12 protein-coding genes and 1 pseudogene are annotated in these 15,413 nt (G+C 59.0%); 9 read left to right on the top strand and 4 right to left on the bottom strand.

Features of this window, described 5'->3' with window-relative positions:
• Positions 1-22 precede the first annotated feature (22 nt).
• From ACZ3HH_RS02240 to ACZ3HH_RS02200, 9 genes and pseudogenes are all read left to right on the top strand, one after another.
• Positions 23-1,732, top strand: coding sequence for a DUF2138 domain-containing protein (locus tag ACZ3HH_RS02240; RefSeq protein ID WP_465802544.1), 1,710 nt, complete (start codon positions 23-25; stop codon positions 1,730-1,732).
• Entirely contained in the window at positions 1,729-2,367 is a 639-nt protein-coding gene (locus tag ACZ3HH_RS02235) for a DUF1175 domain-containing protein (RefSeq protein WP_018925702.1), read from the top strand. The genes ACZ3HH_RS02240 and ACZ3HH_RS02235 overlap by 4 nt, the downstream gene beginning before the upstream one ends.
• Complete coding sequence (locus ACZ3HH_RS02230; protein ID WP_465802728.1) at positions 2,364-6,938, top strand: alpha-2-macroglobulin family protein; 4,575 nt, start codon at positions 2,364-2,366, stop codon at positions 6,936-6,938. Before ACZ3HH_RS02235 ends, ACZ3HH_RS02230 begins: the two co-directional genes overlap by 4 nt.
• Position 6,939: 1 nt before the next feature.
• The gene (locus ACZ3HH_RS02225) at positions 6,940-8,559 is read left to right on the top strand and encodes a DUF2300 domain-containing protein (RefSeq protein WP_465802542.1); all 1,620 of its coding nucleotides are present in this window, start codon (positions 6,940-6,942) and stop codon (positions 8,557-8,559) included.
• A 3-nt stretch (positions 8,560-8,562) separates the two neighbouring features.
• Positions 8,563-9,378, top strand: coding sequence for a YfaP family protein (locus ACZ3HH_RS02220; protein WP_465802540.1), 816 nt, complete (start codon positions 8,563-8,565; stop codon positions 9,376-9,378).
• Positions 9,379-9,493: 115 nt separating this feature from the next.
• Positions 9,494-10,042: an SPFH domain-containing protein gene (locus ACZ3HH_RS02215; protein WP_465802539.1), complete on the top strand. Its 549-nt coding sequence runs from the start codon at positions 9,494-9,496 to the stop codon at positions 10,040-10,042.
• An 11-nt stretch (positions 10,043-10,053) separates the two neighbouring features.
• A complete protein-coding gene (locus ACZ3HH_RS02210) occupies positions 10,054-10,689 on the top strand; it encodes an SPFH domain-containing protein (RefSeq protein ID WP_465802538.1) in 636 nt (211 codons plus the stop codon).
• Positions 10,690-10,804: 115 nt separating this feature from the next.
• Entirely contained in the window at positions 10,805-11,350 is a 546-nt protein-coding gene (locus tag ACZ3HH_RS02205; RefSeq protein WP_465802536.1) for a L,D-transpeptidase family protein, read from the top strand.
• 198 nt (positions 11,351-11,548) lie between these two features.
• Positions 11,549-11,725: pseudogene (locus ACZ3HH_RS02200) on the top strand (PDDEXK nuclease domain-containing protein); the annotation flags it as partial.
• A 164-nt stretch (positions 11,726-11,889) separates the two neighbouring features.
• Here the strand turns inward: ACZ3HH_RS02200 and ACZ3HH_RS02195 are convergent.
• The 4 genes from ACZ3HH_RS02195 to ACZ3HH_RS02180 are packed head-to-tail and all read right to left on the bottom strand — an operon-like array spanning position 11,890 to position 15,364.
• Positions 11,890-12,828, bottom strand: coding sequence for an SdiA-regulated domain-containing protein (locus tag ACZ3HH_RS02195; RefSeq protein ID WP_465802535.1), 939 nt, complete (start codon positions 12,826-12,828; stop codon positions 11,890-11,892).
• Entirely contained in the window at positions 12,825-14,345 is a 1,521-nt protein-coding gene (locus ACZ3HH_RS02190) for an ArnT family glycosyltransferase (protein WP_465802534.1), read from the bottom strand. The genes ACZ3HH_RS02195 and ACZ3HH_RS02190 overlap by 4 nt, the downstream gene beginning before the upstream one ends.
• Before the next feature lie 3 nt (positions 14,346-14,348).
• A complete protein-coding gene (locus tag ACZ3HH_RS02185; RefSeq protein ID WP_367375027.1) occupies positions 14,349-14,627 on the bottom strand; it encodes a lipid-A-disaccharide synthase N-terminal domain-containing protein in 279 nt (92 codons plus the stop codon).
• Positions 14,624-15,364, bottom strand: coding sequence for a glycosyltransferase family 2 protein (locus ACZ3HH_RS02180; protein WP_465802531.1), 741 nt, complete (start codon positions 15,362-15,364; stop codon positions 14,624-14,626). The genes ACZ3HH_RS02185 and ACZ3HH_RS02180 overlap by 4 nt, the downstream gene beginning before the upstream one ends.
• Positions 15,365-15,413 lie beyond the last annotated feature (49 nt).

Raw genomic sequence — 15,413 nt, 5'->3', positions numbered from 1 at the left:
GGATGAACTGGGTTTTGTGAACATGAGTGATAACACTGTTTCCCCGGCCGTTTCCCCAGCCGCCAACACTTCCCGTCGCTGGCCGGCGCTGGTAATCGGGCTGTGCCTGGTGGCCGGCGTGGCAGGCGGGTTGGGGTGGTTCCTGAACAAACCCAAGGCTCCGCCTGCGGAACTGGCCAGTGACAAACTGGGCATGAGCCGCCCGGACGGTTTGCTCGAAACCCACTCCCTGAGCCAGTTGCCCAAGGATCTGCTGGCGGTGCCGTTTCTCAAGGAAACCCTGACCGAAGATTTCGTCTTCTATTACGAAGCTCACGCTGACCGTCTCGGCTTGATCGGCAGTCTGCGGCGGATCATTTACGAGCATGACCTGAAGTTGCAGGACAGCCTGATCGAGCAACTGTTCGATCAACCGGCGGATGTGGCGCTGTGGCGCGGGGCGGATGGGCGTCTCAAGGATTTTCTGTTGGTGATGGATCGCGGCGGGCTGGCCAAGGTGCTGGAGCCGCTGGCGAAAGTGGCGCTGGATGATACGCAGCTGACCAAGTTGGGTGACGTGAAAGTCGGCGCCGACGACGTTGCGCTTTATCAGCTCAACTACAACGCCAGCAAGTCATTGGTGTTCGCTTCCCATGGCGACAAACTGGTGGTGTTGTCCAATCCGGCCAAGCTCTACGATCCGGAAAACGGCGCCTCGGAGGACACCGGCAGCGTTTCGACCAAAGCCATCGCCGCACTGCTCAACGGCGACAAACTGTTCCCCGAAGCCTTCGGCCTGCCACCGCGTACGCCTGAGGTGAAACAGCGCCTCTCGGTCAATTCCAGCGTTCTGGCCATGGGTTACCAGCGCTTCATCCCAAACTTCGCCGGCCTGCGTTTCGACATGGACGACAAGGGCTGGCACAGCTTCCTCGCGATGGACGAACTGGACAACCAGCCCGACTTCGATTTCAAACCGATCTGGCAAGCCATGCCGATGGGCGCCAGCGCCTGCGTCGCCTTGCCACTGGCTGCCGAACAGCAGAAACCGCTGCTGGTGAAACTCGGTGCCGAAGAAGCCGTGGCCCAGGCATTGACCGAACACATGGCCGGTGCCGCCGGCTTGTGCTGGTACGCCGATTCGCGGCTGTACACGCCGCTGCTGGTGGCCAGCCTGAATGACGATGACAGCGCCAAACTCGACGGCGACTTGGGCAACCTGTTCGGCTCGATGGTCGGCGCCTATGAAGGCAACGTCGCCGATCACGCGTTCCCGGTGGTCGAGAAACAGGAAGGCCAGACCCATCAGTGGCAGCGCCAGGTCAGCTCCAACTTCGGCCCTTACAAGGCCAAAGATGCCGAGCAACCGGACGCGATCACCGGCAAAGCCTTTATGCGCGTAAGCCTGGCGCGTCACGGTTCGACGCTGCTGTTCTCCCTCGACGACAAGCTCGTCGACAAAGCGCTGGGCACCCTCGACAAACGCTTCCCGCCGCTGGCTGACGTGCTGCCGAAAGACCTGCTGATGCCGATCTATTTCGGCCCGGATTCCATGGCGCAACTGATGCAACAGGAAACCCTCGACAGCCTGCCTCAGGACATGGAGCCGGTGTTCTACAACGCTGCGCAAACCTACCTGATCCCGAAATTGCGCACCCTCGGCGGCTATGGCAAATACGCCCTGACCTTGCCCAAAGGCAGCGAGCCCGACGGCCACTGGCAGTGGCTGCCGCTGGAGTGGAAAGCCCTGTGACCGCACTCATCCGAGGCCTCGGCCTGTTGGCGTTGCTGCTGGGGACTCGCACCTTTGCCAGCGAAGCCGCAGCGCTCGACCCGCAGCAGTCCCAGGTATTCCGCGCCTGGTTCGTGCGCATCGCCCAGGAACAACTGACCCAAGGCCCGAGCCCGCGCTGGTATCAGCAGGACTGCGCCGGGCTGGTGCGGTTCGCCGCCAACGAAGCGCTGAAAGTCCATGACGACAAATGGCTGCGCAGCAATGGTCTGTCCAATCGCTATCTGCCGCCGGAACTGCAATTGAGCGACGCCCAACGCGGCCTCGCCCAGCAATGGCAGCAGGGCGGCGGCAAGGTCGGGCCCTACGTCAACGCGATCAAACTGATTCAGTTCAACAGTCATCTGGTCGGCCGCGATCTGGCCCAGGCCCGGCCCGGCGACTTGATGTTTTTCGATCAGGGCGACGACCAGCATCTGATGATCTGGATGGGCCGCTTCATCGCCTATCACACCGGCACTACCACCCCCACTGACAACGGCATGCGCTCCGCAAGCCTGCAACAACTCATGACATGGAAGGACACCCGATGGATACCCGACGCAGCCAACCCCAACTTCATCGGCGTCTATCGACTGAACTTCCTCTCCCAATGATCGGTGCCCGCATGCTGCGCATTTGCTCACGTATTCCATTGTTGTTGGCGTTGGTGCTGCCCTTGTCGGCGGTGAATGCCGAAGACACCGTCGAGCCGAGCGGCTACACGCCGGTGGCCGGTGAAAGCTTTTTCCTGTTGGCCGACAGCAGTTTCGCCAGCGACGAACAGGCGATGGTTCGCCTCGAAGCCCCCGGCCGCGATTACCGCCGGTTCCGCATGGAGCCTTACGGCGGCGCGGACATTCGCGTGTATCGCATTGACAAGCCACTGGACTTCCTCAAGCGCCAGAAGAACCTGCACCGCGTGGTCAGCGACGGCCAGTTCAAGGGCGAAGGCCTGTCGAACACCCTCGCGTACCTGTGGGATAACTGGTACCGCAAATCCCGTCGAGTAATGCAGCGGGCGTTTTCCTACGAGTCGCGTAAACAAGTCACCGAGGAAGTGCCGGAACTGAAGATGGGCACCGCCATCGCCGCGCCAACGCCTTACGACGCTCAGCCGCAGTTCGCATTGATTCCGGGCCTGCCGGTGGTCAGTCAATTCCGTTATCCGCTGTGGCAAGCCAAACCGATCCAGCCGCCTGAGGGCGTGAACCTGGCCGGTTCTTCCAGCGAGTTCGTCAGTGTCTCGCCGGGCAACGTGTACATCCCGTTGGGCAACCTGAAACCGGGGCTGTATCTGGTGGAGGCGCTGATCGGCAAGTACCGTGCGACCACCATGGTTTTCGTCTCCAACACCGTGGCCGTGAGCAAGATTGCCGGCGATGAATTGCTGGTGTGGGCCGCGCGCAAACACGAAGGCAGTTCGGTGCCCAAGGTCAATGTGCTGTGGACCGACGGCCTGGGCGTGATGAGCAGCGGTGCTACTGACGCCGACGGTTTGCTGCGTCTGAAACACGTCAGCCCGGAGCGTTCGTTCGTGATTGGCGAGGACGAAGAGGGCGGGGTGTTCGTCTCCGAGAACTTCTATTACGACAGCGAAATCTACGACACCAAACTCTATGCGTTCACCGACCGACCGCTGTATCGGCCGGGCGATTGGGTGTCGCTGAAAATCGTTGGTCGCGAGTTCAAGAATGCGCGGGATTCCGTGGCACCGACCGCTGCCGACGTCAATGTGACTGTGCTTGATGCCACTGGCACTGCACTGCAATCGTTGGCGTTGAAGCTTGATTCCAAGGCCGGCACTCAGGGCCGTTTCCAGTTGCCGGACAACGCAGTGGCGGGCGGTTATGAGCTGCGTTTCAGCTACAAGGATCAGGCCTACAGCAGCGCCTTCCGTGTCGCTGAATACATCAAGCCGCACTTCGAGATTTCCCTGAACCTGGCCAAGCAAGACTACCGCACCGGCGAACCGGTGAAGGGCAGTCTGGTGTTGTTGTACCCGGACGGCAAACCGGTGGCCAACGCCAAGTTGAGCCTGAGCCTGCGCGCCCAACAATTGTCGATGGTCGATAACGAGCTGCAATACCTCGGGCAATTTCCGGTGGAGCTGACCAGTGCCGAGCTGACCACCGACGCCAAGGGCAACGCGAGCCTCGACCTGCCCGCCGCCGAGAAACCGAGCCGCTACATGCTTACCGTGTTCGCCAGCGATGGCGCGGCGTATCGGGTCAAGACCACCAAGGAAATCCTCATCGACCGTGGCGCCGCCAGTTTCCGCTTGAGCGCACCGCAGCGGTTCAGCGCAGTGGGCGGCAAGGTTGCATTCAGCTATGCCAACGAAGGTGGCAGCGAGCAGAGCAAAGCGGTCAACCCGAGCAGCTACAGCTGGGTGCGACTCGAAGATCAAACCACTGGCGAAGGCAAACTCGCCGCCAAAGATAAAGGCTTCACCCTGACCTTCGACCGTCCGGGCACTTACAACCTGACGCTGAAGGATGATCACGGCCGCGTGCTTGGCGCGACCGGTCATTCGGTCACCGGCGATGGCGTCAAAGCCGTGCCCGGCACCGTGGAAATCGTCCTCGATAAACCCGAGTACAAGGCCGGCGACGAAGCCCTCGCATTGATCACTTTCCCCGAGCCGATTATCGATGCGTTGTTGTCGCTTGAGCGTGACAAGGTCGAGGCCACGGCGCTGCTGTCCAAAGGCAGCGACTGGCTGAAGATGGAAAAAATCAGCGACACCCAATACCGCGCGCGCATCGCGGTGAAGGATAACTTCGCACCGAACCTGACCTTCTCCGTGCTCTACACCAAGGGCGGTCAGTACAGCTTCCAGAACGCCGGCATCAAGGTGGTTGCGCCGCAGATCGACGTGGCAATCACCACCGATAAAGAGGCGTATCAGCCGGGCGATACCGTGTCGGTTGACCTGACCACCCAGTTCGCCGGCAAGCCGATTCCGGCGCACCTGACGGTCAGCGTGGTCGACGAAATGGTCTACGCGCTGCAACCGGAAGTCGCGCCGACCATCGACCAGTTCTTCTATCACCCACGCCGCAACAACGTGCGCACCAGCGCCAGTTTGTCGTTCATCAGCTACGACGTGGCATTGCCGGGCAGCCCGGGTGCACCGGGCAAAGCCAACCGCAGCGAGCGCGGCGTCAAAGTGCTGGAGCGACCACGTCGCGAAGACGTCGACACCGCCGCGTGGGAGCCTGAACTGGTGACTGACGCCAACGGTAAAACCCGCTTCACTTTCAAGATGCCGGACTCGCTGACCCGCTGGCGCATTACCGCCCGGGCCATTGCCGATGACGGCCAGGTCGGGCAGAAGAAGCAGTTCGTGCGTTCGGAAAAACCGCTGTACCTGAAGTGGAGCGGCCCGACCAAATTCCGCAACAGCGACAAACCGGATCTCGGCGTGTTCGCTTTCAGCCAGGCCGAGAAACCGGTCAAGGCTGAGCTGGTGATTCATTACGCCGGTGCCGAGCAACGGGTGCCGGTCACGTTGAACAACGGCATCAACTACATCGCCTTGCCAGCGTTCACAGTGGCCAATGGCGAGTGGACCGCCGAGCTGGTGCAGGACGGCAAAACCGCTGATGCCCTGGCCGTGCGCCTGACCGCGACCGGCGAAGGCTGGCAGGTGACTCAGAGCCAAAGCCTGGACGTGGCCAGCGGTGATACGCCGTTGACCTTGCCGGCAGACGCCACGGATATTCGCCTGCGTCTGGATGACAGCCCGCAAGCGCTGTTCCGTTCGGCGCTTGATGATCTGCTGAGCTATCCGTACGGCGGCGTCGAACAGACTGCCAGCCGTTTGCTGCCGCTGAGCATCGCTTATCCGACCTTGTCGTCGAACCCGCAGATCCGCGATCGCTTGCGTTTGATCATGCAGAACAGCCGCCTGCGCCTGGTGCAAATGGCCGGCCCGTCGGCGAGCTTCACTTGGTGGGGCTACGACGGTGAACCGGACGCGTTCCTCACCGCGTACGCCTATTACGCCGACTGGCACGCCAGCAAAGCGCTGGAACTGAGCCTGCCGCCGGAGCATTGGCAGCGGGTGCTGGAGGTGTATGCCAAGCAGTCGCAGAACACGCCGCTGTTGCAGCGGGCGTTGATTCTGTCGTTTGCCAAACAGATGCAATTGCCAGTGAACACGCTGCTCAGCGGTTTGATCGACGACTTGGTGAAAGCCGGCGCAGGCAATGCGGCGAGCATGATGGACGATGGCGAAGAAAGCCTGGTCATGAGCGATCCGGATTCGGCATTGGGGCTGGCCAGCGCTCGAGTGCTGACCGCATCGTTGGCGCGTCAGGCCAAGGTTAATCTGCCGGAGGCTTTCAATCGTCAATTGGACGCTGCGCAACAACAAGTGGCGGTCAGCTCGCAACCGTTTGTCGAAGCGCTGAACCTGTCGCTGCAAGCTTTCGATCAGGCGCATGCGCAAGCGTTGTTGCAACGCTTGTTGCCGCAGCAATCGACCCTGGAACGCGCCTTGGCGCTGACCTGGCTGCAACGCAGCATCGAACAGGCATCGCCCACTATCGCACTTGCGCCGGGTGAAGGCTGGAAGAAAAGGTACGGTGATAGCGGTGAGATGTATTGGACGTGGCAGGGTGCTGCGCCCGTGCCGGCAGTGTTGTCGCTGACCGGGGAGCAAGAGCGTCCGCTTCGCGCCGCGTTGAGCTTCCAGAGCAAGCAACCGCCAGTGGACCCGATGGCCGTGACCATCACTCGTCGCCTATCGCGTCTGGTGCCGGGTGACGAAGCGTTCGAATTCAAACTCGAAGCGGTCGGCAGCAAACCATTGTCCAGCGACAGCCTGTACCTGGACGAAGTGATCATCACCAGCAAGGCTGCGAAACCGCTGCGCTACGGCATGCTCGAAGTGCCGCTGCCACCGGGTGCGGATGTCGAGCGCACTACGTGGGGCATCAAGCTGATGGGCAAGGCCGGCACCGAGCCGACTTCGCTGGAGAAGGCCCGTTTCGAACCGGGGCAACTGGCTTACGCTATCCCGGTGGATGCCCTGAGCGGTGAATTGCGCCTGCGTCATCTGGTGCGCTTCTCGCAAAAAGGTCAGTTCAACCTGCCGCCGGTGCGTTTCACTCAGGTCTATGCGCCACAGCATCAGGCTCAGGAACAGAAACCGGCACTCGGTCAGATCACGGTCCACTGACATGACCCGGCGTCTGGTCTGGTGGCTGCTGTGTTTGATCCCTGCGCTGGCGACAGCGCAGGACGAGCCGTTGCGCCTGGGCTTCAAGGGTGAATTGCTTTCGTTGAACCGGGCGCAGGTGATCTCGCGTGAGCCATTGTCTGCTGATGTGCAGACGCCGCTGGGTAGTTTGTGGAAGCTGTTTGTCTACGGCTGGCTGGTGGACACCGGCGCGCGTGAACCGGCTTATGAGTGTCGCGGGCAATCGAAGGACGAAGTGTATTGCTGCACGGCGGGCGGCAGGATTGAGCGCGATCAGGCGTTGGTGAAATCTTGCGGGTTGTATTTCGAACCTGCGCGTCTGGGCATTGCTGGCGCTGATTGGCGCGAGTATTGGCAGGCGAGACAAGCGCCCGCGTGGTTGCTGGATTTGCCGTCGTTGCAACCGCAGACCCGGGTTTCGGTGGCTGAGTTGTTGAAGGCATTAGCCGTGATGCCGGCGCAGGATCAGGCGCGGCGGGTGTTGCTGGATGTGGTGTTGAATGCTGCTGATGGCAATGTCGTGGGTGAACTCGGTGGTCGGTTGCGGGTGAAAACCTGGAGCTGGCTGGGGGATCAGGATCCTTCGTCGCGTCAGGGCGGATTCGCTGGCTGGACGGCGGATGGCACGCCGATCTGGGCCGGTGGGCGCGGCACCAGTCAAATGGTCTTGCGCAATTACGGTCAGGCACTGGCGACGGTGCTGCCCTCGTCATGGCCAGCCGAGGCGGGGAAGTGCGTCGAGGTCGGCCTGTTTGCGCGTTATCCGCTGAAACGCGTGCTGTCGGGGGATCGTGTGTTAGCGCCCGGGCCCTTGCAAGGTGACTATCGCGTCGAGTTCGCCAACGGCAATCAACTCGATATCCATAGCGACGGCGAGTTGTTCTTGCTCAAGGACAAACTCGTCGCACGCCTGGACCGCGAGGAATACGTTGCCCGCGTCCTGCAGCGCGAAGCCAGACCCGAACCTGCCGAAGCCGCCAAAGCCCTGAGCGTTGCGATTCGTACCTACCTGCTGCAAAACGCTACCCGGAACGGCGACTGCCTGAGCATCGACGACAGCAGCAGCCGACAGCGCGTCGCCCCACGCCCGGCCGCGACCGAATCACGCAACATCGCCGCGTGGACCAGCGACCTGGTGCTCGCCGGCAGCAACGTCACCTATCACTCCGATCAACCGGCGCCGGACAAACTCTCCTGGCAGCAAGCCGTCGAACAGGCCAACGCCGGTCAACGCTATGACGCGATTCTGCTGCACGCCTACCCGCGCGCCAGCCTCAGCCGCTGGGACAACCCCGTCGCTTCCTGCGACGCATTGCCCGCCGCGCAAGACTGGCTGCAAAAGCAACGCCGCGGCTGGCGACCACGGCTGGAAAGCGAAGTTGGTTACAACGAAGTCAACACTTTCGCCGTCTGCCGCCTGGCTTTCGGCCGTCCTTTTGTCGACCGCGAACGCCAGCGCATTTACGTGCGCGGCGTGCTGTCGCTGCAAGACCGCCTCGACCTGACTCACGAATACCTGCACCTGGCCTTCGAAGCACACCCCAACGGCCAGGATGAAACCTACATCGAAGGGCTCGCCCGCCACCTCTTGCTGGAATAGGCCATGAAACTCCGTTACCCACAGGTCCTCCTGTTCCTTTGTTCTTTTTGCGTATGGCCGACCACGTTCGCCGCCGATAGTGCGGTCAAACTCGACACGCCCGTCGGTGGCTGGCGCACGGGCGCGCCCGAAGGCGAAGGCGAAAAATTTCGTCAGACGGTCAATTACCCGGCGTCGTCGGTCAACACACCGGTGGGGCAGGCCAATACCGCTCGTATCACCGGCCAGATCAAATCCACGCCCAAGGGCAATGAGCCCGGCAAGCTGATCGTCAACGGCGTCAGCATGCCGCTGAAAATCGACCCTGCCGGCCGCTACGATCGCCCGTTCTCATTCCCCAACGGCAGCAACAGCGTTGAGGTCCGCAGCCCCGATGGTCAACAACGCCACCGCACCCAGTTCCTCAACACCAGCGGCGGCGCCACCCCGGCCAAGTTGCGCGTGCTGCTGGCCTGGGACAGCGACGGTACCGACCTCGACCTGCACCTCGTCACGCCTGACGGTGGCCATATCTGGTACGGCGACCGCGTCGCGGCCAACGGCGGCGCACTCGACGTCGACGTCACCACCGGCTACGGCCCGGAAATCTTCGCCATGCCGGCGCCGATCAAGGGGCAATACCTCGTGTACGTGAACTACTACGGTGGCGGGTATCGCAGTGATGAGGAAGGGCAGGAAGAGGCTGTTCAGCCCCTGACCACTGCGCAGATTACGGTGATTACGGAGGAGGGGACGCCTGATGAAAAGATGGAGACGTTCCTGGTGCCGATGCGGGCGGTGGGGGAGTTGACGTTGGTTAAGGGGTTTAGTTATCCGTGATGGGGTAATTGTGACAGCAGTGCTGACACTATTTGGCATTTGTCGCAGCGCGCCTGCGACAAATCAAATTAGTTTGCATTATCTTGCTGTCCACGACTAAGTGCAGGGGTGGGAAGTGGTTGTTAAGTCTGGTTGCGTCAAGCGAATCGTTTTTTTATTGTTGGCGGCTTTAGTTGTTTTTGTCGCTAGCGAGTCGTTTTATACCATCAATGAACAAGATCGCGGTATCGTCCTGCGTAACGGAAAATTTTTGACCGAAGCCCAACCTGGGTTGGGTTGGAAGATTCCGCTTGTGGATGAAGTGACCAGTATTTCAATGCAAAGAAATCTCACCGGTTGGGGCGCTTTTCAAGCAAGAACTGAAGATTTGGATTTGATGGAGTTGGAGATTTCTATTGTTTGGCGCGTAGCGCCAGGCGAAGTTTTGAAAATGTATAAAAAATACACCACTCTCGAAGCCGTTGAAAATACCTTGCTTATACCTAAGGTGACGGAGCAAGCCAGGCTGGTAGTGTCTCATTACAGCACAGAACAGGCACTGAAAAATCGGCAGGCGTTTATTCGCAGTTTTTCTGCTGCGATCAGGGGGGCTATTGACGGGCCTGTCATAATTGAAAGTGTAGATGTTGGAAACGTGCACATGAAAAGCATACATATTGAATAGGGTGGCGGTGCATGCAAACTGCAAAAACAAAGAATCAAAGGCTATTTGCAATGCGTCGTACGATGTGTTTGATCGTCTCGTGGTTAGGCGGGGTGATGGCAGTGTGTCTATTTGCAGGTTTGTCTTTTTATACTGTCAATGAAAGGGAGTTGGGCCTGGTTTTGCGTAATGGCAAGATTCTTTCTGAAGTAGGGCCTGGGCTGGGGTGGAAGCTTCCGATTGTCGATAAAGTGTTCCGAATCTCAAGTCAGAATAATATTTTTCATATTGCAGATGTCCATAACTATACGTCAGATCTTCATGAGTTTAATGCTGATGTATCAGTTGTCTGGCATGTGGCGCCGGGCAAGATGTCGGATATATACACTCAATACAATGACCTTCAATCGGTCGAGCTGGCACTTATAAAGCCCCGCGTCACTGGGCAGATCGGGCTTGTTATGTCGCACTATAAAGGTAGTCAGATGTTCGACAGTCCTGACCAGTTTATAAAAGATTCTTGCGCAGCAATTAAAATGGCGGTAGGCGAGTTAGTGGTCATTGATAGCGTGAATTTTGAAAAATTGATTTTAACAGACCTGGATCGATCAGCTTCTTCCGAAGAAGCGGCCGTCGAGGCAGCCGCACCCGAAGCCGTCAGAAGATAACTGAGTGGCGAGTTATTCAAGTTTGGCTTTTTTCTGAGTTTCTTCTTTTATCCAAAAGGCAGAGAAGGGCACCCCCTAACTGGCTGATCACCGCCGTTTCTTGACAGGATTGGACATGCTAAAACGCTTAACGCTTTCTGGGTTATTTCTACTGGTAATGGCATTTGGGTATACGACCATCATGGGCCGCTTGGGCGGAGGTCCTGCTCCAGCGTTGGAACTTGATCAGCCAAACAAACAAGCTGATTTGATAACCGTCAATAAGCAGGAAAGGCGGATGTTCCTATGGCGGGAAGGTGTGGTACTGGCCGAATATCGTATAGCGCTTGGAGCTGCCGCGAATGACGGCGCAAAGCAACGAGAGGGGGATGAGAAAACACCTGAAGGACGTTATTTCATCGATTGGCGCAATCCCAAATCGATGGCGTATCTTAGCTTGCACATTTCATATCCGAATCCAGAGGACGAAGCATCGGCTCGTCATAAGGGGTATTCGCCAGGCGGCAACATCATGATTCATGGTCTGCCCAATGGATGGGGGTGGCTTGAACCGCTTCATCATCTGTGGGACTGGACCGATGGTTGCATTGCAGTAACCAATAGCGAAATGCGAAAAATCTGGACGTTGGTGCCTGACAGGACACCGATTGAAATCAGATAGGAGCGGACACTGTTTTACGCCGAAACACTTCGTGATTTTTATTATTTCAAGGTGAGGAGTACTAGAGAGCGTCGCCTACTGAACAGGAACGCCTTCACGTGAATGACCTCAGCGCTACTGCGCCGTCCGTTGGTGCAAGCTTTAACGAAATCACGCAACTGATCATCACTGCCCGGCAGCGAGCGGTGCAGGCAGTCATCGAGCCGGGAGCTCGAGCGCCAGTTCAAAGCCGCTCTGTTTGAGCGTAGCGTCATCAATCCCGCAAAAGTCTCATCGTTGATGAGGCAAACACATCCCGAAGCCTTGAGCGTGTTCAAGGACACCTACATGGTCGAATTTCTCGACTTGGCGCAAGGTCATGTCGAGGCTGAGCTGAAGAGTAAACCAGTGGTTATATATGAGGGTGTTCTTGCGGGCCTCATCGCGGGCAAGCCCGCTCCCACAGGTATCTGCTTTCACCAAAAGATTTGTGAACGACACTGATCACTGTGGGAGCGGGCTTGCCCGCGATGAGGCCGGCCCATCCAACACAAAACCCATTAACGCTTCTGCTGACTCTCCACCACAGCGGCCTTCGATTTGCTGAACCGGTAGAACAGGTTGGGCTCGCTCACAATGTAAAGCTCGCCGTCGGCATCCATGGTCATGCCTTCGGCTTGCGGTATGTTTTTTTCGAGGTCATCCGTCAGGCCAAGCAGTGAGCGGATGCTGACGAAATTACCTTTCTCGTCGAGTTCGGTCACGTTGTCGGACTGCTCGCTCAGTATCAGCAAGTGACCGGTCCGCGGATCGTAGTAACCCTCGGAAAGATCCATGCCGAAGACGCTGCGGTCGATCCAGTTCGTCAAATCCTTGATGCGCACCTGCAACGAGCCGTCGATGGACGCGAGCATGCCCGTGACCGAATACAGCTGCCGCGGATCGCGTTCCTTGATCGCGAAGACACGATCATTGACCGGATCATACGTCACGCCTTCAAAGCCCTTGTTGTGTTCGCTCAGGTTGATCTCGATGGCGAGAAACGGTGCATTTTCCACATGGATGGGGCCAGGGGTACTCGGCAAAGTGACGACGTACAGTCGCTGCATTATTTCATCAGCGATCACCACTCGCCCCTTACTCAAGTAAGCAATGCCTTCGGTGTCCTGGAACCCGATCAGCGGATAACGTTCGAGCAGATCGCCGTTACGGCTCAGCGCGACAATCGCTATGGAAGAACTATTGGTGATCCCCAACAGACGATCCCGGTCCGGGTCATAAGTAATGCCGGACAAATCGGTGACGCTTGCAATAGGCTTGGCCTGGATCACGGCTTTATAGTCCGGCAACCAGATGTTTTTGTCCGGCGCCTGATTGCCGTGCCAGCGGTTTTGCCAGTGCGCATACAGCTGCTGGTGGACCATGAAATGTGCGGAAACCATGTAGGCGCCAAGCAGTACAACAATGAAAAATATCCCTGTTCTCCATCTTTTGCTCATGACTTTTCCTTGTCCCAGCTGAAGCGATAGACCTTGGACGGCTGTCCGGGATGGCAACGTCCGTTATCGGCATCAACGCCTACAATCGACCACTGCGCACGAGACGTTTCGCCCAGCGCATGGGCAGCTTCAGGATTGAAACACTGGCTCAACACTGCGCCCGGGACCAAGGCGTACGCCTCACGGTGGTCACGCAGCCACTGCGCCGCTTGTTCGACCGAGGAGTTTCTAACGCCGAAATGCACGATCGGCTGTCGGGCGAATAACCAGTGGCCCTCGCGCCAGTTGACCAACACCAGGTCGGCGCCGTGGGTCATGGTCGCTGCCTGCGCCATGATCGCTTCATGGGGGTTGGGACCGTCCTTGATCGGCTCGACGAAACCGCGGGCAAACCATAGAACAAACCAGGTCACCATCAGCCCCTGGAATATTCGCCGACCGCGTGGGCGTTTGCCGAACCAGCGCTTGAGCAGCCAGGGAATCAGCGGCGCCGCCACCAGCACCAGCCCTGGCAGCGCCGGATAGATGTACAACTTGCGCTTGCCGCTGCTCAGGCAGAAGAACAGCACCACCAGCACGACCCAGCCCAGTAGCACCAGCACTCGACCGTCGTGTTTGCGCAGTTGTCTGCGCCAGGCCGGCACCAGCCACGGCAGGGCCAGAACCAATGGCAGCCAATATTGCGGGATCACGTGGACGAAGAAATACCAGAACGGTTCGCGGTGGTCCCACGCGGCGGCATAGCGTCCCGCCGTCTGGCGCAGCAGGATTTCTCGCGCATAGGCGACTTCTTGCGCAGTGCCATTGAGCACAATGGAAAGCGCCAGGGGCAGCAGCCAGATTGCGATGGCGCCGAGCGCGACCAGCAAGCCGAGGAACCACTTGCGCTTCTCGCCGGGCATGGCCACTACACCGGACCAGTTTTTGCGCACCGCGTAGGCATACGGAATCAGCATCAGGACCGGGACGAAGCCGACCCCTTTGGTAATCACGCCAATGCCCATGGCGGCGCAGCCCACATAGAACCAGCGCCAGGCCGGGCCGAGCAGCAGGTGCCGCGCCAGCCCGTACAGGCCCAGCGACGTGAACAGAATCAACAGGCTGTCGATCTGCCCGGTTCGCAGGATGCTGTAAGTCTGATACGTGGCCAGGTACAAGAGCGCCGCCGTCCGACCGATGCGCTGATTCCATAGCCTGCGACCCAGATCGTAGACCACCGCCGTGACCGTCGCGGCCGACAAAAGCCCCGGAATATAAAGGGCGAGGGCGGGCAGGCCGGTGAGCCACGCGAAGAACGCCACCGTCCACATAAAGATCGGTGGCTTATCGCCGTATATCTCTGCGGCGCGGTGGGGGATGAACCACGCGCCGTTGTGCAGCATTTCCAGCGCCACGCCGAGGAAGCGTTCCTCGTCGACATTCTGCGGTTGACGCAGCCCCAGCCCGGCGCCGATCAATAGCAAGGCAAGCAGCATCAGGCCCAGGCATTCGATCCCGGGCGACAGGGTTTTGCGCATGGCTCAGTCCTTTAAATGTCTGCTGCGGGCAATCAATTGCAAGTTGCGCAAATAGACGATGGAGCCAAAGGCCTGACCGACAATGAAGACCGGGTCTTCGCGGTAAATGGCATAAGCGAATAGCAGGGTGCTGCCGACGATACTCAGGTACCAGAAGCTCACCGGGATCACGCTGCGTTTCTTGTATTCGCTGTACAGCCACTGCAAGACGAAGCGACCGGTAAAGGCGATCTGGCCACCGAAGCCGATCACCAGCCACAGGGTTTCGCGGGAGAGGTTCATCCTTCGATCTCCTGTGCGTTGGTGTTCAACCGGGTGCGCTTGATCAGCCACCAAACGCCGAACAGGTCGAGAATGCCCACCAGGGCGCGGTCGATGTTGCCGTATTTGGACACCCCGGCCGTGCGGGGGCGGTGATTGACCGGATGGACGATCATGCGGCCGTTGTGACGCTGGATCAGCGCGGGAATGAACCGATGCATATGGTCGAAGTACGGCAAGCGCAAAAACGCCGCACGCTCGATCAGTTTTAGCCCGCAGCCGGTGTCCGGGGTGGCGTCGTTAAGCAGGCGACTGCGCAGGCCGTTGGCGAAACGCGAAGCCCAGCGCTTGCTCGCGGTGTCGCGGCGGTTGACCCGGTGCCCGGCCACCAACTGGACGTCGACCAGACCCTGTTCACCACGCACCAGCGCCAACATCCCGGGGATGTCCGCGGGGTCGTTTTGACCGTCGCCATCGAGTGTCGCCAGCCATTGTCCTTGAGCCGCGAGCGCCGCATGGTAGAGCGAGGTACTTTGCCCCAGCGAACGCTCATGACGCAGGATGCGCAATGTGCTCAGGCCGTTGTTTTTCATCTGCCGCAGTTCATGCAAGGTGGAATCGGTACTGCCGTCGTCCACGACAATGATTTCGTAGGCCTCATCGGCCAATGCGGTACGGATTTCCTCAAGTAAAGGTTTGAGGTTGTTCGCTTCGTTTTTTGCTGGAATCAACACAGATACAAAAATTTCTTGGCTCATAGAGTCCTCCCCCTTGCTCCTTGGTCTTTTATTATCAAGGGCTTACGTT

The sequence above is a fragment of the Pseudomonas sp. PME37.24/025 genome, from assembly GCF_055556615.1.
This window is presented reverse-complemented; position numbering and strand designations above follow the sequence as displayed.

Excerpts from the sequence above, each read along its gene's own strand:
- ACZ3HH_RS02240 (WP_465802544.1), top strand. The coding sequence starts at position 23 with ATGAGTGATAACACTGTTTCCCCGGCCGTTTCCCCAGCCGCCAACACT.
- ACZ3HH_RS02230 (WP_465802728.1), top strand. The coding sequence starts at position 2,364 with ATGATCGGTGCCCGCATGCTGCGCATTTGCTCACGTATTCCATTGTTG.
- ACZ3HH_RS02225 (WP_465802542.1), top strand. The coding sequence starts at position 6,940 with ATGACCCGGCGTCTGGTCTGGTGGCTGCTGTGTTTGATCCCTGCGCTG.
- ACZ3HH_RS02220 (WP_465802540.1), top strand. The coding sequence starts at position 8,563 with ATGAAACTCCGTTACCCACAGGTCCTCCTGTTCCTTTGTTCTTTTTGC.
- ACZ3HH_RS02210 (WP_465802538.1), top strand. The coding sequence starts at position 10,054 with ATGCAAACTGCAAAAACAAAGAATCAAAGGCTATTTGCAATGCGTCGT.
- ACZ3HH_RS02205 (WP_465802536.1), top strand. The coding sequence starts at position 10,805 with ATGCTAAAACGCTTAACGCTTTCTGGGTTATTTCTACTGGTAATGGCA.
- ACZ3HH_RS02195 (WP_465802535.1), bottom strand. The coding sequence starts at position 12,828 with ATGAGCAAAAGATGGAGAACAGGGATATTTTTCATTGTTGTACTGCTT.
- ACZ3HH_RS02190 (WP_465802534.1), bottom strand. The coding sequence starts at position 14,345 with ATGCGCAAAACCCTGTCGCCCGGGATCGAATGCCTGGGCCTGATGCTG.
- ACZ3HH_RS02185 (WP_367375027.1), bottom strand. The coding sequence starts at position 14,627 with ATGAACCTCTCCCGCGAAACCCTGTGGCTGGTGATCGGCTTCGGTGGC.
- ACZ3HH_RS02180 (WP_465802531.1), bottom strand. The coding sequence starts at position 15,364 with ATGAGCCAAGAAATTTTTGTATCTGTGTTGATTCCAGCAAAAAACGAA.